Annotated in this window: 25 protein-coding genes; 12 read left to right on the top strand and 13 right to left on the bottom strand. The window is 71.6% G+C overall.

Annotated elements, in window-relative coordinates:
- Positions 1 to 233: 233 nt before the first annotated feature.
- Positions 234 to 425: a DUF397 domain-containing protein gene (locus tag AHOG_RS02030; RefSeq protein ID WP_093939846.1), complete on the bottom strand. Its 192-nt coding sequence runs from the start codon at positions 423 to 425 to the stop codon at positions 234 to 236.
- Positions 422 to 1267 carry a helix-turn-helix domain-containing protein gene (locus AHOG_RS02025; protein ID WP_157736586.1) on the bottom strand — a complete coding sequence of 282 codons (846 nt, stop codon included), beginning with the start codon at positions 1265 to 1267 and terminating at the stop codon, positions 422 to 424. Before AHOG_RS02025 ends, AHOG_RS02030 begins: the two co-directional genes overlap by 4 nt.
- Before the next feature lie 1737 nt (positions 1268 to 3004).
- Between AHOG_RS02025 and AHOG_RS02015 the strand changes: the two genes are divergently transcribed.
- The 3 genes from AHOG_RS02015 to AHOG_RS30190 all read left to right on the top strand — a co-directional run bounded on the left by AHOG_RS02015 (position 3005) and on the right by AHOG_RS30190 (position 4971).
- On the top strand, positions 3005 to 3556 hold the full coding sequence (locus tag AHOG_RS02015) for a hypothetical protein (protein WP_093939843.1): 552 nt from the start codon (positions 3005 to 3007) through the stop codon (positions 3554 to 3556).
- On the top strand, positions 3553 to 3678 hold the full coding sequence (locus AHOG_RS30195) for a hypothetical protein (protein WP_260404172.1): 126 nt from the start codon (positions 3553 to 3555) through the stop codon (positions 3676 to 3678). Before AHOG_RS02015 ends, AHOG_RS30195 begins: the two co-directional genes overlap by 4 nt.
- A gap of 366 nt (positions 3679 to 4044) precedes the next feature.
- Positions 4045 to 4971, top strand: a complete 927-nt coding sequence (locus tag AHOG_RS30190) for a hypothetical protein (protein WP_093939842.1) — start codon at positions 4045 to 4047, stop codon at positions 4969 to 4971.
- Between the two features lie 227 nt (positions 4972 to 5198).
- Here the strand turns inward: AHOG_RS30190 and AHOG_RS02005 are convergent, their stop codons facing one another.
- The 3 genes from AHOG_RS02005 to AHOG_RS01995 form a co-directional block, all read right to left on the bottom strand.
- Positions 5199 to 5507, bottom strand: a complete 309-nt coding sequence (locus tag AHOG_RS02005) for a DUF2516 family protein (RefSeq protein WP_184450972.1) — start codon at positions 5505 to 5507, stop codon at positions 5199 to 5201.
- A 160-nt stretch (positions 5508 to 5667) separates the two neighbouring features.
- Complete coding sequence (locus AHOG_RS02000; protein ID WP_184450970.1) at positions 5668 to 6438, bottom strand: hypothetical protein; 771 nt, start codon at positions 6436 to 6438, stop codon at positions 5668 to 5670.
- 9 nt (positions 6439 to 6447) lie between these two features.
- Positions 6448 to 6804, bottom strand: a complete 357-nt coding sequence (locus tag AHOG_RS01995) for a helix-turn-helix domain-containing protein (protein ID WP_093939840.1) — start codon at positions 6802 to 6804, stop codon at positions 6448 to 6450.
- 206 nt (positions 6805 to 7010) lie between these two features.
- Here AHOG_RS01995 and crcB point away from each other — a divergent pair, with 206 nt between their 5' ends.
- The 3 genes from crcB to AHOG_RS01980 all read left to right on the top strand — a co-directional run bounded on the left by crcB (position 7011) and on the right by AHOG_RS01980 (position 8596).
- A complete protein-coding gene (crcB, locus tag AHOG_RS01990; protein WP_093939839.1) occupies positions 7011 to 7397 on the top strand; it encodes a fluoride efflux transporter CrcB in 387 nt (128 codons plus the stop codon).
- On the top strand, positions 7394 to 7759 hold the full coding sequence (locus AHOG_RS01985; RefSeq protein ID WP_093939838.1) for a fluoride efflux transporter FluC: 366 nt from the start codon (positions 7394 to 7396) through the stop codon (positions 7757 to 7759). The genes crcB and AHOG_RS01985 overlap by 4 nt, the downstream gene beginning before the upstream one ends.
- Before the next feature lie 87 nt (positions 7760 to 7846).
- The gene (locus AHOG_RS01980; RefSeq protein WP_093939837.1) at positions 7847 to 8596 is read left to right on the top strand and encodes a hypothetical protein; all 750 of its coding nucleotides are present in this window, start codon (positions 7847 to 7849) and stop codon (positions 8594 to 8596) included.
- Positions 8597 to 8635: 39 nt separating this feature from the next.
- Here the strand turns inward: AHOG_RS01980 and AHOG_RS01975 are convergent, their stop codons facing one another.
- Positions 8636 to 9304, bottom strand: coding sequence for a response regulator (locus tag AHOG_RS01975; protein ID WP_093939836.1), 669 nt, complete (start codon positions 9302 to 9304; stop codon positions 8636 to 8638).
- Positions 9292 to 10602, bottom strand: coding sequence for a sensor histidine kinase (locus AHOG_RS01970; protein ID WP_169725798.1), 1311 nt, complete (start codon positions 10600 to 10602; stop codon positions 9292 to 9294). The genes AHOG_RS01975 and AHOG_RS01970 overlap by 13 nt, the downstream gene beginning before the upstream one ends.
- Positions 10603 to 10920: 318 nt before the next feature.
- Here AHOG_RS01970 and AHOG_RS01965 point away from each other — a divergent pair, with 318 nt between their 5' ends.
- Positions 10921 to 11847, top strand: a complete 927-nt coding sequence (locus AHOG_RS01965) for a hypothetical protein (protein WP_093939834.1) — start codon at positions 10921 to 10923, stop codon at positions 11845 to 11847.
- Between the two features lie 316 nt (positions 11848 to 12163).
- Here AHOG_RS01965 and AHOG_RS01960 read toward each other — a convergent pair whose 3' ends face one another.
- Genes AHOG_RS01960 through AHOG_RS01940 form a run of 5 tightly spaced genes read right to left on the bottom strand, consistent with a single transcriptional unit; the run spans position 12164 to position 17779 of the window.
- The gene (locus AHOG_RS01960) at positions 12164 to 13207 is read right to left on the bottom strand and encodes an SIS domain-containing protein (RefSeq protein WP_093939833.1); all 1044 of its coding nucleotides are present in this window, start codon (positions 13205 to 13207) and stop codon (positions 12164 to 12166) included.
- Complete coding sequence (locus AHOG_RS01955; RefSeq protein WP_093939832.1) at positions 13204 to 14727, bottom strand: glycoside hydrolase family 3 N-terminal domain-containing protein; 1524 nt, start codon at positions 14725 to 14727, stop codon at positions 13204 to 13206. Before AHOG_RS01955 ends, AHOG_RS01960 begins: the two co-directional genes overlap by 4 nt.
- Before the next feature lie 4 nt (positions 14728 to 14731).
- Entirely contained in the window at positions 14732 to 15562 is an 831-nt protein-coding gene (locus tag AHOG_RS01950; protein WP_093939831.1) for a carbohydrate ABC transporter permease, read from the bottom strand.
- Positions 15559 to 16500 (bottom strand): carbohydrate ABC transporter permease, encoded by a 942-nt coding sequence (locus AHOG_RS01945; protein WP_245856510.1) that lies wholly within the window; start codon positions 16498 to 16500, stop codon positions 15559 to 15561. The genes AHOG_RS01950 and AHOG_RS01945 overlap by 4 nt, the downstream gene beginning before the upstream one ends.
- Positions 16501 to 16510: 10 nt before the next feature.
- Positions 16511 to 17779, bottom strand: a complete 1269-nt coding sequence (locus AHOG_RS01940; protein WP_093939830.1) for an extracellular solute-binding protein — start codon at positions 17777 to 17779, stop codon at positions 16511 to 16513.
- Positions 17780 to 18220: 441 nt separating this feature from the next.
- Here AHOG_RS01940 and AHOG_RS01935 point away from each other — a divergent pair, with 441 nt between their 5' ends.
- Positions 18221 to 18997 (top strand): GntR family transcriptional regulator, encoded by a 777-nt coding sequence (locus tag AHOG_RS01935; protein ID WP_093944070.1) that lies wholly within the window; start codon positions 18221 to 18223, stop codon positions 18995 to 18997.
- Positions 18998 to 19140: 143 nt separating this feature from the next.
- Positions 19141 to 19281 (top strand): hypothetical protein, encoded by a 141-nt coding sequence (locus AHOG_RS28195; protein ID WP_157736585.1) that lies wholly within the window; start codon positions 19141 to 19143, stop codon positions 19279 to 19281.
- A 216-nt stretch (positions 19282 to 19497) separates the two neighbouring features.
- Here AHOG_RS28195 and AHOG_RS01930 read toward each other — a convergent pair whose 3' ends face one another.
- A complete protein-coding gene (locus AHOG_RS01930; RefSeq protein ID WP_093939829.1) occupies positions 19498 to 19680 on the bottom strand; it encodes a hypothetical protein in 183 nt (60 codons plus the stop codon).
- Positions 19681 to 19703: 23 nt separating this feature from the next.
- On the opposite strand from AHOG_RS01930, the gene AHOG_RS01925 reads away from it, so the two are divergent.
- From AHOG_RS01925 to AHOG_RS01910, 3 genes are all read left to right on the top strand, one after another.
- Complete coding sequence (locus AHOG_RS01925) at positions 19704 to 20855, top strand: S1 family peptidase (RefSeq protein WP_093939828.1); 1152 nt, start codon at positions 19704 to 19706, stop codon at positions 20853 to 20855.
- 642 nt (positions 20856 to 21497) lie between these two features.
- Positions 21498 to 22643, top strand: a complete 1146-nt coding sequence (locus AHOG_RS01920) for a S1 family peptidase (RefSeq protein WP_093939827.1) — start codon at positions 21498 to 21500, stop codon at positions 22641 to 22643.
- Between the two features lie 198 nt (positions 22644 to 22841).
- On the top strand, positions 22842 to 23999 hold the full coding sequence (locus tag AHOG_RS01910) for a S1 family peptidase (RefSeq protein WP_093939825.1): 1158 nt from the start codon (positions 22842 to 22844) through the stop codon (positions 23997 to 23999).
- Position 24000: the final 1 nt, after the last annotated feature.

Genomic DNA, 24000 nt, shown 5'->3' with positions numbered 1-24000 from the left:
CTCGGACTATTAGTCCGAGGGTGACGACAAGGTCGAGGATCTCGTCGGCACCGACAAGGACGATGCCTGACAGCATCTGAGGCCCTGATCTCCGAGCACCTCACCCCGAGTACACGTCGGGACGCTGTCGACAGCATTCCGCCTCGTTGTCGTGAGGCGACGGGGCGGAATGCTGTCGTGTGTCTGAAGTGAACCTGTTGCGGAAACCCGTCAACCGGGTGACGGCCGTGGGCTCAGCGGAGCCGGCCGGCCCGGATCGACGCGAGGAAGGCTCCGAACGCCGCCCGATCGACCACGAGCGTGCCGCCTTCCCGGTTCTTCGTGTCCCGGATGCCGACCCGGCCGGGGGCGTGGCCAACCTCGACACACCCTCCCTGTACGCCGCTGTAGGTGCTCTTATGCCATCCAGTTAGGTGTACCGTCACGATGCCTCGCTCTCTGCGTGGTGTTCTGCCCGCGCCGCGATGAGCGCAGCGGAGTCGGCGGTGCTCATCGCGGCGCCTAGAACGCTATCCCGCGTCGCGAGAAACCTGTCCACATCGTCTTCCTCATCGACGAACTCGCCACGTCCCAGCGACTCCAGGTAGATGATCGGCGAGGCATCAGGAAACTCCAGCACGTCGAACGGCCCTGACAAAGAGCCGTGGACTCCCGTCGAGAAGGGCAGGACGCGCACATCCACAGCACCTGACTCCATACGGCGCAGCAGGTGTCGGAGCTGCGCCGCCATCACCTGTGGCCCACCGATCGCCCGGGTCAGTACAGCCTCGTCCAGCACCGCCGTCATACGGACGGGGCTCTCTCGATTCAGGATGTCCTGCCGACCCATGCGAGCGACGACGCGTGCTTCCGGATCGGGGATCATCGAGCCGATGATCGCCCTCGCGTAGTCCCGAGTCTGGAGCAGACCGGGGATGAGGACGAGAGACACTGCGGTGATGGACTCAGCCTCTTGTTCGTACATGGCCAGCATCGAGATCTGGTCCGGGATGTGCGACTGGGAGACATACCAGTTCGGCTGACCGAGGCCCTCCGCAAGCTTCATGACGTGGTTAGCCTCTTCGGGTGAAGCTCGGAGTACTCCGAGCAGACGTGATACCTCGTTCGCTCCGAGCGATCTTGTGGCGTTTTCGATGCGGCCGATGACGTGAGAGTGGACGCCGAACCCCAGGCCGACCTGCCGTGCCGACAGTCCTTTCTCCTTCCTGAGTGTGCGGAGTGCGTGACCCAGGGCACGTGCGCGAGGCGTTTTGGTTGCGCGACTCATGTGGCACATCGTAATGCCAAATTAACGCTCAGCAACGGATTTCACCATTTGACGCACGTTCCACTGTGGCGAACCATCCGATGGTGCCCCCGGCAGACCGGGTGGCCCGTCTCACGGGGGTGAGCTCATGACCGTCTTCCTTCTCCTCCTCACAGCCCTAGGCGCCGGGTATGGCGCGCTACAGATCTGGTGGGCCGTCCGTTGACGGCACGCGGAGTCGAGACCGCGATGAGGTGGGCAGACGGCTGGCCTGTCGGTTTCGTTCGTTGCCACGGTCCGGCGTACCGAACCGCCGACGTCCCGGTCTGCGGCGCCATGCTCCGCACCACCGATGCCGGTGAACGGCGGTCTGACCGTCCCGACTACTTCCCCGGCGGTGACCGATGAAGCCGTGGATGCGCCTACGCGAGGGCGAGACCGAACAGGAACGCAACGGCCGGTTGACGCGCACCTGTTGTTGGTGCGGCCGCCAGGACACGGACTTCCCGGCGTCCGACGCCCACGAGATGCGTTGCGAGTCGCGGCCCGGAATCCACCGGCCCCAGGTCGACCACACCGGAAGCGAGGAGCCATGACCACGGCACTGTTCGCCGATCCGTGCCCGCCTGACTCACCGAACACGGCCGTCGCCGGAGAACCCACTCCACCGCTCACGGCGTCCCGCCGGCCGCTCCGCCTGTGCAGCGTCGGGCGGCCGTCGTGACTGCGGGCGGCGACCGGCTCTTCGCCCTGCTTCTCGCCCTCTGCATCGGGCTGCCGACGGTGGACGTCGTCTGGCGTTGGTGGCGAGGCACGCATCCGGCCCGGCGGTCGCCGTCGCGGTCGGACTGGGCGCGGCTTCGGGCCGCCGATCAGCGCGCCGCCCAGCGCCGAGCCCCGGCGCATCGGGCATCCGAGCCGCCAGCAGCTCAGCGGCAGGCGTCCGGGCGGCAGGATTGCGAACAGCGAACATCCGGGCAGCGGGCATCGGCCCAGCGCACGTCGACCCAGCACGCGTCAGCCCAGCGCACGTCGGCTCAGCACACGTCGAACCAGCGCACCTCGGCCGAGCACCAGGCCGCACATCATGCACCGGCGCAGCACGCGACCGGCCGGCAGTCATCACCCCGGCATCGGGCGCCTGGACAACAGGCACCGGCAGGCCGGCCTGCCCATCCCACGGGTTCGGCTCGGCAGTCGAGCGGTCGGCACTCCAGCGCGACCGGAATCGACGCCGCGACGCCAGACCAGGCACGGCTGCGGCGGCCCGCCGTGATCCGGCGGCTGGAGGTGGTGGCCGCGCGATGTCGACGGTCGGCGTCGAACGACACGAGTCCGGTGCTCGCCGAGCCGCCGTCGCCGGGGTGGCGGCGCGTGTTCGCGGGGACGCTCACGTGATCGGCCTCGCCGAACATGCCCTGCGTCGGGTGCGACGGTTCGCAGGCCCGGCCGGCCCGCGCCGTCGCGGCAGGGCGGCCGGGACCGTCGGCGAAGGTGCGCCGCCTGCGACGCTGCCCGGTCGGCTCGGTCGGCTGCTGGGGACGCGCTTCAGTCCGGCCTCGGGTCCGGGGAGCGCTCACCGGCTGTTCCGGCGTCGACGAGCGGGCTTGGCCCGGGTCTCGGCCACGCGGCTGATCGCGCCCGACCACTGCCTGCCCCGCCGGTGCTCGGCCGGTCGCCGCGATTCCGGCTGCCCCGTGTCCGGGCGGCTCGCATTCGCCCCTACCTGCGCGTCGCGTCCCTCCCGGCGGTGGACCCATGAGTGCCGGCGCCGCCCGCTCCCCCTACCCAGCCCGCACCGACCACCCGGCCCGCACCGACCACCCGGCCTACTCCGCCTACCCGGTCTACTCCGACCGTCCCGGTTCGGACCACCCCACCGGTTCCGACGACCACCCCGCCCGCTCCGAGGCTGATCACCCCGCGCGCCCCGACCACCCACAATGCTCCGACCACCCAGGCCGCTCCGATCACCCCGGCCGACCCCGGCATCCCGGCCGAGCCGAAGACGTCGGCCGCCTTGACGGCATCGGCGATCCCGGCCTCGACGATCCCGGCATCAGCGCCGGCGACGCCTGCTCACGGCGAACACCCGCTGCTGACGCCGGCTCCCTGCCGGCGGGCTCGGCCGAGCCGCCCGTTCCGGCGCCTCCCGAGCGGTGGGCGGGTCGGTTCCGTCGGCTGGAACATCGCCGGGACGAGTCGTATGCGTCGGTGAGCGTCGCACTGTGCGGGGCGGTGCTGGTCTCGGTCGCGGAGTGGGTGCGGCTGCTGCGCTGCCCGCGTTGTCTCCCGATGGAGGACTCATGACGGGCCTGGGCTGGTTCGTGCGCACGGTGCGCCCCGGCGATTCGCACCTCGCCGCCGCCGAGTGGAACGGCTACGGCCCCGTCCGCCGCTCCGCGCCCCAGAAGTCGCGTTCCGGCCGATGAACCGACGACCACTACGACTGTGCTTCTACGCCGAACAACGCTGCCCGCTGTGTCTGGGACGCGCCGCCACCCCGACGACGACTCCGCATCTGATCACGGCGCTGCCGCGCTGAACACCGGAGGGCCTTGACGGTCGCAGGACCGCTGAACTTCGCCGGCCGCCGAACACACAGGCCCGCTGAACACCGCAGGGCCGTCGGACTTCGCGTGCGCGGCCCGGCTCAGTCGCTTCCGCCGTTCCGCCGATCCGGCCCGGCCGCCGGTCACATCCGACCGGCCGGACACCTGAAGGGCTGTTCGGCGCGGCGACGCGAGATCCGAGCCGACCCGTGATCCCCCGCCAACATGACAAGGAGAGACACGCCCATGCCCGACACCAACCGGATCGACGCCGATTGGATCGACACCGACCGGATCGGCAGCAACCGGACCGACGTCGACCTGATCGGCACCGGCCCGACCGACCCCGCACGCGCCGCCGCCCTGCCCGACGGCACGGAACCCGGCAACGCCACGCCATCCCGGAACGCCACGCCACGCAATGCCCCGTCCGGCAACGCCACGCCGCAGCGCGGCACCACCCCGCCCGGCAGCGCGACCCCGCCCGGCAGCGCCATGCCACCGGACGACATCCCGTCCGCCAACGCCACGCCGCAGCGCGGCACCACCCCGCCCGGCAACGCCACGCCGCCCGGCGCCGCCGCACGCACCCGGTACACCGCAGGCGTGACAGCGAGCGATCTGCGGGCCGTCGCGTCGGTGTCGACCCAGGCGGCGGCCACCTCGCCGCCCATGTCTCGACCGTCGGCCGTCGCGGGCAGGAAGGCCTCGCCCGCCCACCGGGTGCCGCTCGACGTCGCCGTCGGCACGGGCACGGTCTCGGCGGAGCCGTGGGTGATGTGGGAGACGCTGATCGCCGCCGTCCAGCGGTGGACGGTGCGACCCGCCGACGCACTGCGCAACTGCCACGGCATCTCGGTCTACGACTTCCGGCTGCTGCGGCTGCTGGCCCGTTCTCCCGCGCCGATGCGCAAGGCCATCGCCGGCACCGCGCTGGACCTGCCGCCTCGAAGCCTGGATCACAGCGTGACCCGCCTGGCCGATCGCGGCTATCTCACCGTCGCCGGCCGAGGGGCAGAGAAACGACTGGCACTCACCGATTTCGGCATCGAGTTCCTCGAAGCCGTCATCGAGACCCTGCGCGCCGTGACATCGGACTCGCAGGCCGGCACCACGCTGCCGTCCCGCGACCGCTCGGTCCTCATCACGCTGCTCAATCGGCTCCGTCGCTGACGACGTCTCCGCCCCGAATCCCCGCTCCGACACCGTTCGGCGGGCGGGTGAGCGCGTGCCGGACGTCGCAGGGGCCGCCCGGTCCCGGCACGGTCCGCCCGGCCGGCCAGGTACTCGGTGTTCGAGCGGATTCGCAGAACGCGGTGCAGGCAGTTCGGGCGGGTGTGGCCCGCGCCGTCGGGCTCGTCAGGCCGTGCCGTCGAGCCGCCGACGGCCCGCGCCTCGCCTCACCAGCGTTGGCCGCGCTGCACGTCGGTGATCCTCGGCTTCACGTCCACCAGGTAGACGAGCGCCGCCACCAGGCCCGCGATCCAGAAGATGGTCCCCGTGCCGGAGGGGCGGAACAGGACCATGGCGGCGGTGGCGCCGCCGGTGATCCCGAGCCAGGCGTTCTTGCTCAGCTTGTCGGCGGCGACGAAGGCGTCGGCGCGTTGGGACAGGGCATGGCCGAAGGCGAACAACCCGGTGGGGATGCCCGCGAGCCAGATCGCGAAGATGATCCACATCTGCGGCACGAGCGCCGAACTCACGGACATGGGTACCACCCTACGATGCGACGCGGTCTGCTCTCATCATCAGCGGATCTCTTCCGGCGTCCAGACAGGTCGCGGGCGGGCCGCCGCCCCCGGCGCCCGCGCGTCCTGTCGCAGGCCGCCCACTCACGGCGGCGGGCGGCCGGGCCGAGACGCCGCCTCGTCAGGAGGTGGCGGCTCCGCCGTCCTCCTCCTGGGCCTTCGGCTTCGCGGTCTTCGCGGCGGCGGGCCTGGCCTTGGTCTGCGACCTGGGCTTGGCCGTCGTGCCGCTCTTCTTCGGCGCGGTCCGGTTCGCCGTCTTCCGGGCGGTGCTCCGCACGGCGGAACCCGTCTTGGCGCCCGCGTCGAGCACGGCGTCGGCCGCCGCGTCCGCCTGCTCGCTGGTCGCCTCGGCGAGGTCCTCGGCCGCCTTCTCGGTGGCGACGGCGGCCTTCTCACCCGCCGAGCGAGTGTTGCGCGTCACCTTCCCCAACACGTCGTCGGCGAGTTCCCGCACGTCGTCGACGGCGTGCTCGACCCGCTCCTGGGCCGTGCCGACGCCCGCCTCGACCTGGCTCCACGCGCGCTGGACGTCGGGGCGCGACCGCAGCCGGTCCAGCGTCGCCTCGCCGCGCTCGGCGAGATGTCCGTAGAGCTGAAGGGCGGCCTGGGTGTAGGCGTCGACCAGCTTCTTCAGCTCCGCCGGGTCGAGCTTCTGGCGCAGCTCCTCGAAGTCGTTCGGCAGGTCGCCCGCGCCCGCTCGCGCGGCCTCGGCGCCCTCGGTCACCCGGTCGCGCACCTTGCCCAGCAGGTCGACGACGGCCTTCGCCGCCAGGTCGCCCGCCCCGAGCGCGGCCAGCAGCGGAGTGCGGGCCTGCTCCGCGGCGGTACCGAGCGCCGAGTCCGACTGCTCGCGAACCGTCTTCACATCGTCTGAACCGGGCAGGGTGGGCATCGCTTCGGATCACTCCTTCTCTTGGAGGAAAGACTCGTACACGGCGAGCAGCGCCTGCTTCTGCCGCTCGGTGAGCTGCGGATCGGCCTGGATCGCGTCGGCGACCGGCCCGCCGCCTCGACGTTCGAGGAGGCCCGCCTGGAGATACAGGGTCTCGGCGGAGATCCGCAGCCCCTTGGCGATCTGCGCCAGGATCTCCGCGCTCGGCTTCCGCAGCCCCCGCTCGATCTGGCTCAGGTAGGGATTGGAGACGCCCGCCTGCTTCGCCAGCTGACGGAGCGAGATCTGCGCCTTGTTCCGTTGGGTGCGGATGTAGTCCCCGATGTCGGCGACCGCCTGATTGACGACCTTGTCCACTCGCTCCACCGGTTCACTCCCTCCGCACGTACTCCACGGTAACCCCAAGTGCTAACTACAGCAAGCGGGCAGCTTGCACTCGGCAGCAGGCCGATCCGCCCGCCGCCTCGGCCACGGCGGGCCTCACATCGGTCGCCGATCCGCGCAGGTCGACGCGCCGCGGAACAGCCGACACGCTCCGGCGTCCGCCCCGATCGCTCTAGAGTCACGGGATCATGCGTGTACTCGGCGACCTTTCCGTGCTCGCCGCCGTGGCGGCGGGCGGGGCCCTGGGCACCCTGGCGCGCTACGGGATCGGGCTGCTCACCGACCCCGCCGACCTCCCCGTCGGAACCCTTGCCGTCAACCTGCTCGGCTGCCTTCTCATCGGCGTGCTGACCGCGGTACCGGCCGCCGCGGCCCGCCACCGGCTGTGGCGGCCGTTCCTCGGCACCGGGGTGCTCGGCGGCTTCACCACGTTCTCCGCCTACGCGGTCGACGTGCATGGCCTCGTCGAGGCGGGCCGAGGGCCTGCGGCGGCGCTCTACCTCGTCGGGACGCTCGCCTGCGCGCTGGCGGCCACCGCCGCGGGCCGGGCCGTCGCACTGCGGACCCTCCGATGACCGTGCTGCTGGTGGCGCTGGCCGGGGCGGCGGGAGCGGTGCTCCGACATCTCGTCCACGTCCTGCTTCATCGCGAACGGCCCGGTGTGGCCTGGCCGACGCTGATCGTCAACGGCGTCGGCACCCTGCTGCTGGCGCTGCTCGGCTCGCTGGGCTCCGCCCCGACGGACGGCGTCACCGGGGCCGTGCTCGGCATCGGGTTCTGCGGCGCGCTGACCACCTACTCGACGTTCGCCGCGCAGACCGTGGCACTCGCCGAACACCGACGCCGGCGGGCGGCCGCGGCCAACGTCGCACTCACCCTGCTCGTCGGCGCGATCGCCGTGCCCGCGGGGATCCTGCTCGGCGGGCTGTGGGACTGATCGGGCCTCGGAGCGACGCCGGAGGTCGGGCGCCCGGCGGGCCGTGTGACGCCGATCGCCGCAGGCCGCCCGGTAGCGTGAGCGGCGATGACGAGCATCGACAAGACGATGGACGCGCTGCGCGGCGAGGCCGAGGCAGGCGATCAGCAGGCGGCACGTGAGCTGGGCAGACTGCTCTGTCTCACACCCACCCTCGACGACGGCGACAGCGCCGACGACCGCTGGCCGGGCGAGGTGTGGCTGCGCATCGCGCTGGCCAGGCGGCCCGACGACACGATCGCCGCCACGTTGCTGGCGAGCAGGCTGGTCCAACAGGTGACGGCCATGCTCGACGGCGAGCCCTCCTTCGACTCCGACTCGGCCGAGGAGGCGATCGAGCGCCGCGTCGACGAGGCCCGCGCCCTGTACGCGGGGGTGCTGGCCCTCGATTCCACCGACCCGGCCGCCGAGGCGGGCTCGGCCCTGCTCGACGAGGTCGTCGAAGGCGAGCAGACCGACCCGTCGAGCATCGGCTACAGCTACTACCTCATCGAGAACGACGCGGGCCACGGCTCCACCGGCCATCTGGAACAACTCGTCGCCACCGACCCGGACGAGCTGCGCTGGGCCTGCGGCCGCTGGTTCGATCGACTCGGCGGACTCGCGGGCTTCACGATGGCGACCTACGTCGACGGCGAACAGGTCGCCGTCACCGACCTCGGTGCGGTGACCCTCGACGCCGACGACCAGCCGGACTGGACGTCCGTCGACATCCCGCCGCTGCCCGGCGAACCGCTGCCCGTCGGACATCCGGTCGGCCCCTGCCACTACGGCTACACGGCACAGCCGGTGGACTGACCGCACCCCGCACCGCACCCCGCGGCCCGCCCGCGCCGCTCACGGGCCGGGCGCGGTCCGCTCCCGATCTCCGCCGAGGTAACGCAGCACGGCCAGCACCCGACGATGGCCGCTCTCGTCGGGGTTCAGGCCGAGCTTCTGGAAGATGTTGCCGATGTGCTTGTGCACCGACCGCTCGGTGACGACCAGCATCGTGGCGATCGCCGCGTTGTCCCGGCCTTGGGCCATCAGCCGCAGCACCTCCAGCTCGCGCGGCGTCAGGGTGTCCACGGGATCGCCGTCCCGACGGATGAGCAGCTGCGCGACGACCTCCGGGTCCATCGCCGTGCCGCCGTCGGCGACCCGCCGCAGGGCGTCGAGGAAGACCTCGACGCGGCTGACCCGATCCTTCAACAGGTAGCCGACGCCGCCCCGCCCGTCCCGCAGCAGCTCACGCGCGTACATCCGCTCGACGTACTGCGAGAGGACCAGCACGGGCAGGCCCGGTCCGGCGCGTCGCGCGGCCAACGCCGCCTGGATGCCCTCGTCGCGGAAGGTCGGCGGCAGCCGCACGTCGACCACCGTCACGTCCGGCCGGTGCTCGGCGACGGCGGCCAGGAAACTCGGCCCGTCCGCGACCGTCGCGACGACCTCGAAGCCCGCCGAGGCCAGCAGGAGGTTCAGCCCCTCCGCCAGCAGCACGTTGTCCTCGGCGATCACGACCCGCACGGCAGCTCCACGGTGATCGTGCTCGGGCCGCCCTGCGGGCTCTCCACCGTCACGGCGCCGTCCAGGGCCGCCACCCGGCGGCGGATGCCCGCGATCCCGGTGCCCGCCGTCTCGTCGATGCCGCCCCGGCCGTCGTCGCTGATCGACACGTAGAGATCGTCGCCGATCCGCCGCACCCACACCGTGACGAGGCCGGCGCCGCTGTGCTTGCCGACATTGGTCAGTGCCTCGGCCACCACGAAATAGGCGGCGGCCTCCACGGCGGCCGGAATCCGGCCCAGCGCCGACTCGACGACGGCCGGATCGAACTCGGCGAGCCCTGTGCCTCCCTCGCCCTCGGTGCCGGGCGCATCGCCCGCCACGCCTGCCACGTCCAGGGTCGTGGGCACCGTGCAGCGGGCCGCCAAGGCGCTGAGCGCCCCCGGCAGGCCCCGGTCGACCAGGATCGGCGGGTAGATGGCGCGCACCACGTCCCGCAGCTCCGTCATGGCCTCCTCGGCGCCGTCCCTGGCCTGCTGCATCAGCTTCACCGCCGCCGCCGGGTCGTCGGCGAAGGTCCGCTCCGCGATGCCGAGCCGCAGGGCGATGTTCACCAGCCGGGCCTGGGTGCCGTCGTGCAGATCGCGCTCGATGCGCCGCAGCTCGGCGCCGTGGGCCAGCAGGGCGTTCTCGCGGGTCTCGGTCAGGGTCTCCACCCGGTCGACCAGCTGCCGCCGGGTCGCCGAGGACAGCAGGACGAGATCGAGCCGGGCCTGCACGGCCCCCAGCCACGGCACGACGAAGGGCACCAGCAACGCGAAGACGATCGCCTGGATCGGCAGGATGAGGCCTGCCTGCCACCAGCCGTTGATCGTGATGCCCATGATCGTCGGGGACATCGAGAAGAGATGCCAGGTCGGGATCAGGCCGAGGAGCATGATCGGCACCAGCAGGAACATCAGGGCGAGGACGCCCAGGAGCAGGCCTCCGGTGAACCGCACGAACAACCAGGTGACGTCCCGGAAGATCAGCGGATCGCTCAACGCCTGTCGGAAGGCCGTCAGGCCCGTGCCCGCCGACTCCAGCGGCCTCGTGGCCACCGGTCGACCGGCGTGGGCTGCCGCCCGGCGACGCTCCCCGTTGCTCACCGCCCGCGTCGCCGCCAGGAGCGGCGGCGTGGTGGCGAGGCCGACCCCTACGGGAACCAGCGCCGCGCTCACCATGAGCAGACAGAACAGGGTGAGGGCGATCGGGAAGGAGACGATGGTGGTCAGGGAGTATCTGGTGGCACGCCCCACCTGGACTAACCGTTCCCGCACGAGGGTCATCTCCTTGCTATTCGATGGACGCTGACCAGTCTGATCGCGCGTCGCGCCCCGCACAGTGGAGCGGGCTACACCCTTTGCCGGTGCCGGGTCATCGTGCCGCAGGGCGCTCCGGCGGGGCCGGGGACTCTCCGTCGCCGCCCCTGGACGTCGGTCGGCCCGCTTTCCGACCCCCTCGACCTGCGATCCTTTCAGTCGGACGGGCGATCTTGCTTGACGAGAGACCGGGGTCGAACGGCACGATGGTGATCACACAACGTGATCTGCTGGAGGCTCTCCGTTGATGATCCTCGCGCGGACGGACCAGCGCGCATGACGCCCGACGACATCGCCGCCCGACTCCGCGCCGCGCTGAGCGGTCTCCGCTCGCATGAGCTGCGTGACATCCACCGTCACCTCACCAGGAATCTGCGTCCGTTCCTGGAGCAGCTCGACGACGACGATCCCGCCCGCCGCCCGGCGACCGCCCTGTGGGCGGAGGAGCCTCGGATCGACGGCCTGCCCACCGCCGGCCACGAGTCGGCGGTGATCGCCGACCGGCTCGACCGCTCGCAGGCCGAGCCCGGGATCGGGGCTCCCGGCCAGGCTCGACCAGACCTCGCCACCGCGAGCCGGGGCAGACCGGAGCGGAGACACCCCGAGCGGGGCGGTCCGGATCGCGACGGTCCCGGCGCGGATCGCCCGGAACGGCTGCCGTCCTGCCTGCTTCGGCCGGAGGGCGCCCGGACGGGGCCGGTGGGCACCGTCCGAAACGCCGCCACCCGCAGCCCTGCCGATCTCCACGCTGCCGCCCGGCAGGCCGCCGAACGGACCGCCGCGGGCTCGGCGTCCGTCGGTGACGGCGGTGCGGACCGCGTGGAGGTCTCGCCGGGCGAATCCCGTCCCGGCACGATGAGCCCGAGTGCGACGAGAGGGCGTGCGACAGGCCCGAAGGGGACCGGACGGGGCGCGACTGCTCGGGATACGACGACCCGAGCCGCGACAGCGCAGCGGACGACAGCTCGCGACGAGGATTCCGCTGAACGGCTGAGCGGGCAGGAAGTCGACGAGGGCGGCCCGGGCCGCCTGATCGCCGAGACCGTGTCATCGGTGTCGTCCTGCGGCCGCCGAGCGGGCGGCCACTCCTTGACAGCCAGGGTGGACGCCCCCGGCCGGGTGGCGGGCGGCGCCGGAGAGGAACGACGCGGTGCCGCGGACGAGCGCGCGCGATACCGGCGACCGGCGCCCCTGCCGGGATGACGGGGCGGCATCCGGGCGGCGGTACGGCTCCGCTCAGACAGGTGGGAGGCCGAGCCCGCCTTCCTCGTCCGCTCCGCCTGTCCGCTCGGCGGTGTCGTCCGACCGCCGCTCCGGCCGGGCCGGACCGCCGGCCTGATCGGTCCCCGACAGGCAGGCCGGCAGGGCAGGCCGATCAGACAGGCGCCGCAGGCGGGCGGTTCCGACTCCACCGCCGGAGGCCGCGATCCGGCGACGAGCCGACCCCGGCGACCCCGGCGACTCGGCCCGGCGCCCCTGCGACCCGCCAACCGAACCGGGCCCGCCTCTCCCGGCGCGGTCAGCGCGTCTTCGTCACCTTGTTCAGGCCGCGCGGCCGGTCGGGATCGAAGCCGCGGGCCACCGACAGGCCGAGGGCCAACCGCTGCACGGGAAGCACCTCGATGACGGGGGCGACCTCCTCCGCCGTCGCGGGCACGCCGATGTGCACCGAGGCGGTCAGCGTGTGGGCCGCCGAGCCGACCGCCACCACGTCGGCGCCCCGCGAGCCCACGACGTCCAGCACCGACGAGGTGGCCGTGCCGCCCGCGCCCTGCCCCGCGACCGCGAGCACCGCCGTCTCCTCGTCGACGGCGGCCACCGGCCCGTGCAGCAGATCGGCCCCGCTGTAGGACCGCGCCGACAGATAGCTCGTCTCCGCCAGCTTCAGGGCCGCCTCGGCCGCCGTCGCCGAGGAGAAGCCCCGACCGGTGGTCACGACACGGTCGACGAAACGCCAGCGCCGCACCGCCTCCGCGACCGGCTCCACCGAGTCGGCCAGCGTCTCGGCCGCCAGGTCGGGCAGCGCGGCGGCATGCTCCCCCGAACCGCCCCGCACCGCGTCCACCAGCAGATACAGCGCCAACAGCGTCGCGCTGTAGGTCTTGGTGGCCGCCACCGCGACCTCCGGACCGGCCTGGACGTCCACGCCGAGTTCCGCGACCCCGCTCAGGTCGGACTCCGCGGTGTTGGTGACGGCGACGGTCAACGCGCCCGCCGCACGGGCGCGCTCGGTGACCTCGACCAGGTCCGGTGAGCCGCCGCTCTGGCTCACCGTGATGAGCAGGACGTCGCCGAGGTCCGGCCGCGCCCCGTACAGAGTGGTGGTGGACGGCGAGACCAGACCGGCAGGCAGTTCGAGCAGCACCTCGATCAGGTACTTCGCGTACAGCGCCGCATGATCGCTGGACCCGCGCGCCGCCAGCAACGCGAAGCGAGGGCGTCGCCGCGCGATCACCGAGGCGACCTCCGACGTCGCGGCCCGAGCCGCCAGCAGCCGGGCGAACACGGCGGGCTGCTCGTCGATCTCGGCGGAGATGTGACGGCCCGCGGGCGAATCGGTCATGACGATCCCTTCGACGACGGCTGCGCGTCGAGAAGCAGTTCGGCGACGGCACGCAGGCAGACCAGCGAACCGCCGTGCGAGTCGATCCGGGGCATCACCCCGAGGGCCGGCCCCGGCACCCCTGTCTCGACGTGTACCAGTTCGACCCCGGCGGCGACCAGTCGCCCGATCAGCTCCCGCACCCAGGGATGCCGGTGCGCGTCACGGGTCGTGACGACGACCGGGCCGCCCGCCGCCGCCGAGATCACCCGGTCCGGGGCCGACTCGGTCAGCCGCAGCACCCGGACGTCGGCCGTCGGGCCCGCCGTCTCCCGCAGGACCGGTCCCAGACCCCAGGGGACGTCGCCGACGGCGATGGACGGCGCCACGGCCAGATCCACCACCAGCGGCGCGCCGGACAGTCGAAGGTCGCCGTCGACGCGCAGCGCCCGGCGGGCCGCCACCAGACCGACCTCACCCGCGAGCCGCGCCCCCTCGCGCGACGCGACACGCGGCGGGGTCAGACCGATCGTGGCCAACCGAGCCGCCGACTCCGCGATCCGCTCCGGGGTGAGGAGGTCCGCACGCACGGCGGCCAGGATCGCCTCCTGGGCGGCCAGCGCGACGCCCTCGTCGGCCAGCTCACCACCCAGGCACAGCCCGTCGGCGCCCGCGGCCAGGGCCAGCACGGCGCCCCGGCCGATGCCCTCGGGCACCACCGAGTCCACCGCGATCACATCGGGACTGTGCCCGGAGATCGCCGCCATCTCCAGGGCGTCGGTGATGATCGGCCCGTCGAAGCCGAGTTCGGTGCGCAGCACCCCGCCCAGCACCCGCGGATTGAGCGTGGCGGGCTCCGGCCCCCAGTCCGTCACCACCAGGTGCCCGGTCATCACCGACCGCGCTCCGGCCAGGATGCCGGCCTGGAAGGGCACCAGATCGTGGGCGAACATCTCCCGCTCGGTGCGCGGCAGCACCGGAAGGGCGTGGTGCGAGTCCGACTCGGCCGCGCCGTGACCGGGGAAGTGCTTCAAACAGGCGGCGACGCCCGCGGTCTGAAGGCCCTCGACGAACGCGGCCACCTGCGCGGCGGCCGCCGTCGGATCGGCTCCGAAGGACCGCACGCCGATCACCGGGTCCGTCGTCGGATAGAGCAGATCCGCGCTGGGGGCGAAGTCCACCGTCACGCCGCAGTCGGCCAGCCGCCTGCCCATGGCCTCGGCGACCGATCGGGTCAGTTCGGCGTCGGCGGCGGCGCCGAGCGCCAGGGAGCCCGGCACCGTCGACCCCGTCCCGGCGTCCAGCCTGGTGACGTCGCCGCCCTCCTCGTCGATGCCGATCACGACGTCCTCGCGTTCGTCGCGCAACGCCTCGGTGAGCGAGGCGACCTGCTCGTCGTCGACGACGTTGCGGCCGAAGAGGACCACCCCGCCCAGGCCGGCGTCCAACCACGCCCGCACCCAGTCCGGCGGCGGGCCGCTGCCGAGGAAGCCGGGCAGCAGCACGCCCTTGATCAGTCGCCGGAGTTCGGCGTCGCTCACGGCGTCATCCCTTCACGGCACCGGCGGTCACGCCGGAGACCAGGTTGCGCTGCACGATCGCGAAGAACGCGACCACCGGCAGCATGAACAGCGTCGAGGTCGCCATCGTGGCGCCCCAGTCGGTCCCGAACACGGACTGGAAGGACTGAAGGAAGATCGGCAGCGTCTGGCCGCTTCCGCTGGGCATCAGGACCAGCGCGTAGAGGAACTCGTTCCACGCGGTGATGAAGGCGAACACCGAGCAGGCCACCAGACCGGGGCCCAGCAGCGGGAACGTCACCTTCCAGAACGCCTGGAACCGGCCGCAGCCGTCGACCATGGCCGCCTCCTCCAGCTCGATCGGGATGCCGTTGACGAAGTTCCGCAGCGTCCACAGGGTGAAGGGCATGGTGATCACCCAGTAGACGAGGATCAACGCGGGCAGCGTGTCGAGCAGGTTGGTGTCCCGCATGAACAGGAACATCGGGATCAGCAGCGCCTCGAACGGCGCCATCTGCACGATGAGCACCATCAGGACGAAGCCCTTGCGGCCCCGGAAGCGGAACCGCGACAGCGCCAGGGCGGCGACGAGTCCGACGATCACCGACAGGAACACCGCGACGAGCGTCACGATCAGACTGTTGCGCAGATAGATCAGGAAGTCCGACTCGGCGAGCACCGTCACGTAGTGGTCGAGGGTGAAGCCCAGCGGGATCAGGTCGTAGGCGAGCGAGGTGATCTGCCCGGCGGGCTTCACCGAACTGCTCACCATCCAGTAGACGGGGAACAGGTACACGACCGCGATCACGACGGCCAGGACGGACAGCCAGGTCCTGGTGGCCTTGCGGGGCTTCATCGCTCACTTCCCTGGGAACGCAGCAGCAGGCGGAGGTACTGGGCGCTGATCGCCATCAACACGATCACCATGAGCACGCTGATGGCGGCGGCGACGCCGAAGTTGCCCCTGGCGATGCCCTCGACGTACTGGAGCACCGGCAGGGTGGTGCTCCCTCCGTTCGGGCCGCCCTGGCGGAACGCCCACACCTGCGCGAACACCTTGAAGTCCCACAGGATCGACATGAAGGTGACCAGCGCCAGCATCGGCGCCAGCGGCGGCAGCGTGACGTTGCGGAACGTCTGCCAGGCGCTCGCCCCGTCGAGTCCGGCGGACTCGTACTGGTCCTGCGGGATGCCGACCAGCGCCGCGTAGAGCGTCATGGCCACGAACGGCACGGCCTGCCACACGATCAGCGTCGCGATGATCGCCATCGTGGACAGCCCGGTGGTGAACCAGGAATAGCGCTCGAAGCCCTCGAACCCGATCGCCACCAGGGTCTTGTTCAGGATCCCGTAGTTCTGATCGAAGATCCACTGGAAGACGGTGGTGGCGGAGAGCTGCGGCATGGCCCAGGCCAGCAGCAGCGAGACCTGGAGCAGCAGCCGCACGCCGCCGGGCAGCCGACGCATCAGCAGCGCCAGCAGCAGCGCGATGCCGATGGTCAGGGCCACGCAGGTGGCGGTGAACAGCACCGTGCGCAGCGTGATCATCCAGAACTCGGAGTCGCCCAGCACCTCGACGTAGTTGTCGAAGCCGGTCCAGACGACCTCCCCCCGCACCAGTTCGCCCCGCCCCAGCTCACGGAAGCTCGTCGTCAGCACCGACACGGCCGGATAGCCGAGCAGCACGATCAGGGTGATCAGTGCGGGCGCGAGCAGCAGGTAGGGCATCAGCCGCTCAAGCCGGCGGCGCGGAGCACGGGGCTCGGCCGCCGGCTTGATCATGGTCGTCGTCATCGCAGGTGGATCAGTCGTTCAGCGTCTCGGTCAACGCGGCGGAGGCGTCGGCCGCCGCGTCCTCCAGCGACGCGGTGTCCGTCAGGTACGCGGTGAGCATCGTCTTCAGCGGGTTCTGCACCTCGACGGCGGCCCAGTTGGGCGAGGCGGGGACGGCGCGGCCGTGTGCCGAGGCCTCGGCCATCGCGGCGGTGGTCGGGTTGTCCTCCAGCGGGCTGGTGTCGGTGGAGGCCCCGGGCACCGCGCCCGCCTCGGCGAGCATCGTCTGGTAGTCGGCGCTGGTGAACATCTCCAGGTAGGCCTTGGCCAGCTCGGGGCTGTTCGTGCCCGCCGGGACCGCGAGATTCTGACCGCCGAGGAACACCGGGGCCGGGCCGCCGTCGAGAGACGGGATCGGGAAGGCCGACACGTTCTCGGCGAGTTCCGGCGCCGCGTCGATCGCGCTGGCGACCTCCCACGGCAGGGCGATCATCTGGGCGACCTGCCCGCCCGCGAAGACCTCGAACTGCTGCGGCTCTGCCTCGTCGGTGTCCATCGCGGCCGTCGTGTCGGAGGTCTCCACCAGCTGGCGGTAGGCCTCGATGCCCGCCATCGACTCCGGGGAGTCCAGCGTGCCGGTCCAGGTGCCGCCGGACTCGGTCGCGATCTCGCCGCCGTTGTCCCAGATCAGCGACAGCAGGGCGTACCAGGACTGGCCGGGGAGGTAGAGCGACTGGAAGCCGCTGTCATCGCCGTGGACGTCCTCCAACGTCTCGATCGCCGTGATCCACTCGTCCCACGACGTCGGCGGCTCCACCTCGGCCTGTTCGAACAGGTCGGTCCGGTAGACGACGACCCGGTTCGCGGCCAACAGCGGCACGCCGTACACCGCGTCCTCGTATTCCCCGGAGACGGCGAGGCCGTCGAGCCACTGGTCGCCCGCCAGGTCGGCCTTCCAGTCGCTGAGGTCGAGTAAGACGCCCTCGGCGGAGTACGCCGGGTTCTGGGTGTTGCCGAGTTCGATCACGTCCGGCGGGTTGTTGCTCGCCAGGGCGGTGGTCAGCAGGTCCTGGATGCCGTTCCACTGCTGGACGACGTGGTCGACCTGGACGCCGTGCTCCTCCTCGAACTGAGCGTGCAGGGCGGCGGCGTGCTCGTCGCTGAGCGAGCCGTCCATCGTCCAGACTGTGAGTGTGTCGGCGTCGCCGCCGTCGGCCGAGCCGCCGCCCGTTCCGGCGCAGCCGGTGGCGAGCAGGGCCACCGAGGCCGCCCCCGCCGCCATCGTCGTCCAGCGCTTCATGTGTGTCCGCCCTTCCGCCCGACGACATCGTCGGGCGACCCAGTAGATCTGATGACCACCGACAGTGGTGTAGACCAATGTGACGAGGGTGGGTCGCGGTACAAGGCATGTCAAGACCGTTGCCGAAGACGTTGCAATAGGGCGATCCGGCGGCGAGGAGATCCGAGGGGGCCCACCACTGGTGACCACGAGGTCCGACGGATCGGCCGTGCCGCCGATCGAGCTCCGCCCCGGCCCGGCGTCGCCGAGACGATCGATCGACCGGTGCGAGCCGAGCCGCCGGACGGGAGTGTGCGGCAGACTGATCATCGGTCACGGACCCGGGTCACCGTGATCCGGCACACCACGGAGCGGGACGCGCTCTGACCGTACTCGTCGAGAACCGCATGATGGAGAGGCGATATGCGATATGAACGTGCGGTTCACAGCGAGGAGGAGGCCATGCTCGGTACCACGGCGGCAGGCAGCGGCGGCGGATCGCCCGTCCGCGTCCAACGGGAGCCCAAGTACTGGGGCCTGAAACGCCACCTGCTCGACCTCCTGCGCTCCATGCCGCCCGGCACCCCGATCCCCACCGAGCGCTCGCTGGCGGCCGACTTCGACGTGTCGCGGACCACCGTCCGCCAGGCCCTGGCCGAGTTGACCGTCGAGGGCCGCCTGCTCCGCGTGCAGGGCAAGGGCACCTTCGCCGCCGAACCCAAGGTGGCGCAGCGGCTCCAGCTCTCGTCGTACACCGAGGACATGCGGGCACAGGGCAGACAGCCCGCCTCCCGGATGCTGGAGTCCGACGAACTGCCCGCCGAGACCGAACTGGCCCGGCTGCTCGATGTGAAGGCGGGTGCCAAGGTCTTCCGGCTGCGCAGACTGCGGCTGGCCGACGGCGAGCCGATGGCCATCGAGACCACCCACCTCGCCCTCGGCCGATTCCGGGGCCTGCGCAGGCACATCGCCAACGGCGGCTCCCTCTACGAGGTGCTGCGGGAACGCTTCGGCGTCGAACTCGGCCACGCGGAGGAGACCATCGAGACGGCGCTGGCCAGCCCGGAGGAGGCCGAGCTGCTCGGCTCGGACATCGGGCTGCCGATGCTGCTGCTGTCCCGGCACTCCTTCGACACCACCGGTGAGCCGGTGGAGTGGGTCCGTTCGCTGTATCGAGGGGATCGCTACAAGTTCGTCGCCCGGCTGAATCCGCCGCTGCCCGACAGCAGGCGCGACTGAAGCGGCCGCGGGCACGCCGGGGGACGTGCCCGCCCACACCGTGATCGACGGAACCTCGTCTGCTCCGGGACCGACGATCCGGGGGACCCGGCAGCCGGCGCCAGGGTCTTCAGGCCCCGCGAGCGCTTCGTCGGGTCTCGCGCGTGCGGGCCTCTCCGGCGGCGGCCGCCTCGGCGGGCGGCCGCACCCGGCCCGGCCACGCCTTCGCCGCCGATCCGCACCCCGATCGCGTCTCGCGCATCGACGCGCTGCGCGTCGAGCAGGATTGGTACGTCTACTTCTGACGGACTGCCACGCGTCACAGGTTGCCCGGCAACGACAGCGGGCAACAGATCATCACTTTCCGTGAACCTACCGGAGGGTAGATCACTCCCTGTAGGTCAAATGCGTGCTAATTCTGGGCCCGTTCCCCCAGATGGCGGCTTCCACCACGAGGTCACGGGGCCATAACTTCAACCCCAACGGGTGACGGTTCACCCGAAATGGTCTGAGAAGTTCGCTCAGGCGGCGGGCTCGTCGAGCACGTCGGCCCGACCTCGCAGACCCTGACGAGACGGTCCGCATCGGACGTCGAGACAGGACGGCAGGCCGGGGCGACGCGCGAAGCGGTCGGCCTTCACGTCGAAGAAGTTCCCGCGGGCAGGCCCCTGCCAGAGTCCCTGCCCGCGGGGTTGTCCCAGCACTCGTATCCACGAGGAGACAACTGATGAATCGCAGATTCGCGGCTCGCGTTACCGGAGCGATGGTCCTCGCGGCCGGAACCGCCGTCGGACTGTCGTTCCCCGCGGTGGCGGACCCCGCCGCGGCCGATGCCGCACCACAGGCCACGGCGGCGCCGGAGATGCTGGCCGCCATGCAGCGTGATCTCGGCCTCACCGAGGCGCAGGCGACCGCGAGACTCGCGCAGGAGGCCGCGGCGGTGACCGCCGAGTCGACGCTGCGCGGCACGCTCGGGACGACGTTCGGTGGCGCGGTCTTCGACGCGGAACTCGGAAAGCTCGTCGTCGGCGTGACCGACGAGGCCGCCGCCGACGCCGTCCGGGCCGCGGGCGCGGTCCCCACGGTCGTCGAGTTCAGCGCGAGCGAACTGGACGCGATCGCGGCGCGCATCGACGGCCTCGCCGCCGACGTGCCCTCGGGCGTGAACTCCTGGGGCGTGAACCCCGCCGACAACAGCGTGGTGCTGACTATCGACTCCTCGTCGACCGACGCCGCCACCGAGGCGTTCGTGGCCGAGGCCACCGCGCTGAGCGACGCCGTGACGGTGGCGGAGGAGGCGGGCTCCCCTGTCCCGCTTGCCGACATCGTCGGCGGCGACCCGTACTACTTCGGCAACAGCCGCTGCTCCATCGGCTTCTCCGTCCAGGGCGGCTACGTCACCGCCGGACACTGCGGCGGCGTCGGCACGGCGACCCAGGGCCACGACGGCAGCGCCATGGGCACCGTCGCGGGCTCGTCCTTCCCCGGCGCCGACATGGGCTGGGTCGAGACGAACTCGAACTGGACCCCCACCCCCCAGGTCAACGACTACGCCGGCGGCTCCGTCACGGTGACCGGCTCCGCAGAGGCGTCGGTCGGCGCGTCGGTCTGCCGCTCCGGCTCCACCACCGGCTGGCAGTGCGGCGAGATCCAGGCCAAGGGCCAGACGGTCAGCTACCCGCAGGGCACCGTCTCGGGCCTCACCCAGAGCAACGCCTGCGCCGAAGGCGGCGACTCCGGCGGCTCCTGGCTCAGCGGCACCGAGGCGCAGGGTGTCACTTCCGGTGGTTCCGGCAACTGCACGATCGGCGGGACGACCTTCTTCCAGCCCCTGAACCCGATCCTCTCCGAGTACGGCCTGACGCTGACGACCGGCTGATACATCGGTCGATCACATACGAGGCGGCATCCTCGCCACGACTCCGACGAGTCCTCTCAGGACGCCCTCACCCGTTCGGGTGAGGGCGTCCTGTCGTCGTGCCTGGGCTGTGCCGAACGGAGGTCTCGCGACTGCGCCGACCGGTGGCACAAGAACCCACGGACAGCATCCGATGATTGGTCCACGCCTTCTGACCAGCACTTTTGATCTTCGTCGGCGTTACGTTCCGTTAACCGCCCGCCCGTTGTTATGACACTTTTAACCTCGAATGGCGGATATTCGTAACAAGATCATCGGCCAAAACTCCCATGGCAGGGGGCTTCTCGAATCACGTGACCGGATCCGAACCGACAACGGAGAGGACGTCGATGAGACCTCCGCCCAGTCGTTCCCGGGTGACGCTCCACCAGAGCCGTCGACCCCGAGAGACCGGCAGTCGTTCCCTCGCGTCCCCTTCGGTACGGCCTTCGGCCCACGTGCGTCGCCCCCCGCACCGGTGGTGCTCCGCCGGCGCCTCCGCCCGCACCGCCCGGTGCGGAACGGGAACCGGTTGATCACCAGGCCCGGTGCCCGGGCGGACCCTGCCAACCCCCTGCATCCCGCCCGGTGCGTCCCTGTAGCGAAGACCATGGGAGACACAAGATGAAGCAGCTCAGCGCGGCGCGGATCGCCGCCGCGTTCCTGGCGGCGGCCGGCACCACGGCCGCCCTCACCCTCCCCGCCGCGGCCGCCGACCCCACCACGGACCCGGCGACCCAGGCGGTGAACCCGCAGATGCTCTCCGCGATGGAGCGTGACCTGGGGCTCACCGAAGCACAGGCGTTGACCCGCCTCGCGCAGGAGGCGGACGCCGTCGAGATCGAGGAGGACCTGCGCTCCACCCTCGGCACGAGCTTCGGCGGTGCCAGATTCGACGCCGACGCGGGCACTCTCGTCGTCGGCGTCACCGACAGCGCCGACCTCGCCGAGGTACGGGCCGCGGGCGCCGTCGGCGAGGTCGTCGACCACAGCCTTCAGAGCCTGGAGGCCGTCACCGCCAAGATGGACGCCGAACTCGACTCGATTCCGGACGGCGTCACCGGCTGGTACGTCGACGTCGAGCAGAACACCGTCGTCATGACGGTGTCGCTGGGTGCCGAGGAGGCGGGCGCCGACCTGCTCGCCGCCGCAGGCCTCACCGAGGCCGACGTCACGATCGTCGAGAGCACCGAGGCGCCGAAGACGCTCTATGACATCCGCGGCGGCGACGCCTACTACTTCGGCAACAGCCGCTGCTCCATCGGCTTCTCCGTCCAGGGCGGCTACGTCACCGCCGGACACTGCGGCGGCGTGGGCACCGCCACCCAGGGCAGCAACCGGGTCGCCTCCGGCAGCGTCGCGGGCTCCGTCTTCCCCGGCAGCGACATGGGCTGGGTTCGCACCAACTCCAACTGGGTCCCCCGCGGCGTCGTCAACCGCTACAACGGCGGCACCGTCGCCGTCGCAGGCTCCACCGAGTCGGCCATCGGCGCATCGATCTGCCGCTCCGGCTCCACCACCGGCTGGCGCTGCGGCACCGTCCAGGCCAAGAACCAGACCGTCAACTACGCGCAGGGCGCCGTCCGCGGCATGACCCGCACCAACGCCTGCGCCGAGGGCGGCGACTCCGGCGGCTCGTGGCTGAGCGGCAGCCAGGCCCAGGGCGTCACCTCCGGCGGCTCGGGCAACTGCTCGTTCGGCGGCACCACCTACTTCCAGCCCCTCAACCCGATCCTCAGCCGCTGGGGCCTCAGCCTCGTTCGCGGCTGACCTCGGTGTAGTCACCCGCGGTCCTCCTCGGTGACGAGGACCGCGGGTGACCCCGCCGACCTTCCCTCCCGCTCCACCCCACGCGAGACGACGGCGACGCCCCGCTTCCGGCCGCCGCTCGTCTCGCGGGCACCCCGAATCTCCGGCCGGGCCACACCACGACGCACCGACCGGACCGCCACGACACCGGGAGAACAGATGAAGCGCACCACGGTCGGCCGACTGGCCGCCGCCATGATCGCGACGGCGGGCACCGCCTTCGCCATCGCCCTGCCCGCCACCGCGACCGCCGACTCGCAGGACGTCGAGTCCCGCACCTCCGCGGCGGCGAACCTCTCACCGAGCATGCTGACCGCCATGGAACGCGACCTCGGACTCACCAAGGCCGAGGCCCTCACCCGACTCGACCAGGAGGCCGAGGCGAGCAAGCTGGCCGAGACCCTCAAGGCCGACCTGGGCAGCGCCTACGCGGGCGCGAGCTTCGACGACGCCACCGGATCGCTCGTCGTCGGCGTCACCACCGACGCGGCGGCGGCCGAGGCACGTGCCGAGGGAGCGACCGCCGAGGTCGTCACCTTCTCGGAGAACGACCTGACCGGCGTGATCGACGCGCTCAACGCCGTCGAGGAGCAGCCCGCCGGGGTCACCGGCTTCTACCTGGACACCATCGAGAACACCGTGGTCCTCACCACCTCGATCGGCAGCGCCGCCGCAGGTGACGCGCTCGTCGCCGACGCAGGCGTCGACGCCGCGGCCGTGACGGTCGTGGAGTCGACCGAGTCCCCGGAGCCGTTCTTCGAGATCTGGGGCGGCGACCCGTACTACCCGGGCAACAGCCGCTGCTCCGTCGGCTTCGCCGTGACGGGCGGCTTCGTGACCGCGGGCCACTGCGGCGGGGTCGGCGTCTCCACCGTCGGCTACAACGGTGCCGCGCAGGGCACCGTGGCAGGCTCGATCTTCCCCGGCCGTGACATGGGCTGGGTCCGCACCAACGCCAACTGGCAGTCCGACCCGTACGTGTACCGGTACGACAACACCGTCGTGGTCGTCAGCGGCTCCAACTCCGTGCTGCCCGGCAGCTCGGTCTGCCGCTCCGGCTCCACCACCGGCTGGTGGTGCGGCCAGATCCAGGCCCTCAACCAGAGCGTCACCTACCCGCAGGGGACCGTCACCGGCCTCACCAGGACGAACGTCTGCGCCGAGCCCGGCGACTCCGGCGGCTCGTTCATCTCCGGCAACCAGGCACAGGGCGTCACCTCCGGCGGATCGGGCAACTGCTCCTTCGGCGGGACGACCTACTTCCAGCCCGTCAATCCGATCCTCTCGCAGTACGGCCTCACCCTGACCACGGGCTGAG

Origin of the sequence: Actinoalloteichus hoggarensis, assembly GCF_002234535.1 — a bacterium.
Classification (GTDB): Bacteria; Actinomycetota; Actinomycetes; order Mycobacteriales; family Pseudonocardiaceae; genus Actinoalloteichus_A; species Actinoalloteichus_A hoggarensis.
Note: the sequence above shows the minus strand (reverse complement) of the source record. Positions and strands in the feature narration are given on the sequence as shown.

What these genes read in the sequence shown, in the direction of transcription:
- AHOG_RS01960 (WP_093939833.1), bottom strand. Translation starts at nt 13,207, where the DNA reads ATGACCGATTCGCCCGCGGGCCGTCACATCTCCGCCGAGATCGACGAG.
- AHOG_RS01920 (WP_093939827.1), top strand. Translation starts at nt 21,498, where the DNA reads ATGAAGCAGCTCAGCGCGGCGCGGATCGCCGCCGCGTTCCTGGCGGCG.
- AHOG_RS01940 (WP_093939830.1), bottom strand. Translation starts at nt 17,779, where the DNA reads ATGAAGCGCTGGACGACGATGGCGGCGGGGGCGGCCTCGGTGGCCCTG.
- AHOG_RS01980 (WP_093939837.1), top strand. Translation starts at nt 7,847, where the DNA reads ATGACGAGCATCGACAAGACGATGGACGCGCTGCGCGGCGAGGCCGAG.
- AHOG_RS30195 (WP_260404172.1), top strand. Translation starts at nt 3,553, where the DNA reads ATGACGGGCCTGGGCTGGTTCGTGCGCACGGTGCGCCCCGGCGATTCG.
- AHOG_RS01950 (WP_093939831.1), bottom strand. Translation starts at nt 15,562, where the DNA reads ATGAAGCCCCGCAAGGCCACCAGGACCTGGCTGTCCGTCCTGGCCGTC.
- AHOG_RS02005 (WP_184450972.1), bottom strand. Translation starts at nt 5,507, where the DNA reads ATGTCCGTGAGTTCGGCGCTCGTGCCGCAGATGTGGATCATCTTCGCG.
- crcB (WP_093939839.1), top strand. Translation starts at nt 7,011, where the DNA reads ATGCGTGTACTCGGCGACCTTTCCGTGCTCGCCGCCGTGGCGGCGGGC.
- AHOG_RS01945 (WP_245856510.1), bottom strand. Translation starts at nt 16,500, where the DNA reads ATGACGACGACCATGATCAAGCCGGCGGCCGAGCCCCGTGCTCCGCGC.
- AHOG_RS02015 (WP_093939843.1), top strand. Translation starts at nt 3,005, where the DNA reads ATGAGTGCCGGCGCCGCCCGCTCCCCCTACCCAGCCCGCACCGACCAC.
- AHOG_RS02000 (WP_184450970.1), bottom strand. Translation starts at nt 6,438, where the DNA reads ATGCCCACCCTGCCCGGTTCAGACGATGTGAAGACGGTTCGCGAGCAG.
- AHOG_RS01965 (WP_093939834.1), top strand. Translation starts at nt 10,921, where the DNA reads ATGACGCCCGACGACATCGCCGCCCGACTCCGCGCCGCGCTGAGCGGT.
- AHOG_RS01985 (WP_093939838.1), top strand. Translation starts at nt 7,394, where the DNA reads ATGACCGTGCTGCTGGTGGCGCTGGCCGGGGCGGCGGGAGCGGTGCTC.
- AHOG_RS01910 (WP_093939825.1), top strand. Translation starts at nt 22,842, where the DNA reads ATGAAGCGCACCACGGTCGGCCGACTGGCCGCCGCCATGATCGCGACG.
- AHOG_RS01925 (WP_093939828.1), top strand. Translation starts at nt 19,704, where the DNA reads ATGAATCGCAGATTCGCGGCTCGCGTTACCGGAGCGATGGTCCTCGCG.
- AHOG_RS02025 (WP_157736586.1), bottom strand. Translation starts at nt 1,267, where the DNA reads ATGAGTCGCGCAACCAAAACGCCTCGCGCACGTGCCCTGGGTCACGCA.
- AHOG_RS01935 (WP_093944070.1), top strand. Translation starts at nt 18,221, where the DNA reads ATGCTCGGTACCACGGCGGCAGGCAGCGGCGGCGGATCGCCCGTCCGC.
- AHOG_RS30190 (WP_093939842.1), top strand. Translation starts at nt 4,045, where the DNA reads ATGCCCGACACCAACCGGATCGACGCCGATTGGATCGACACCGACCGG.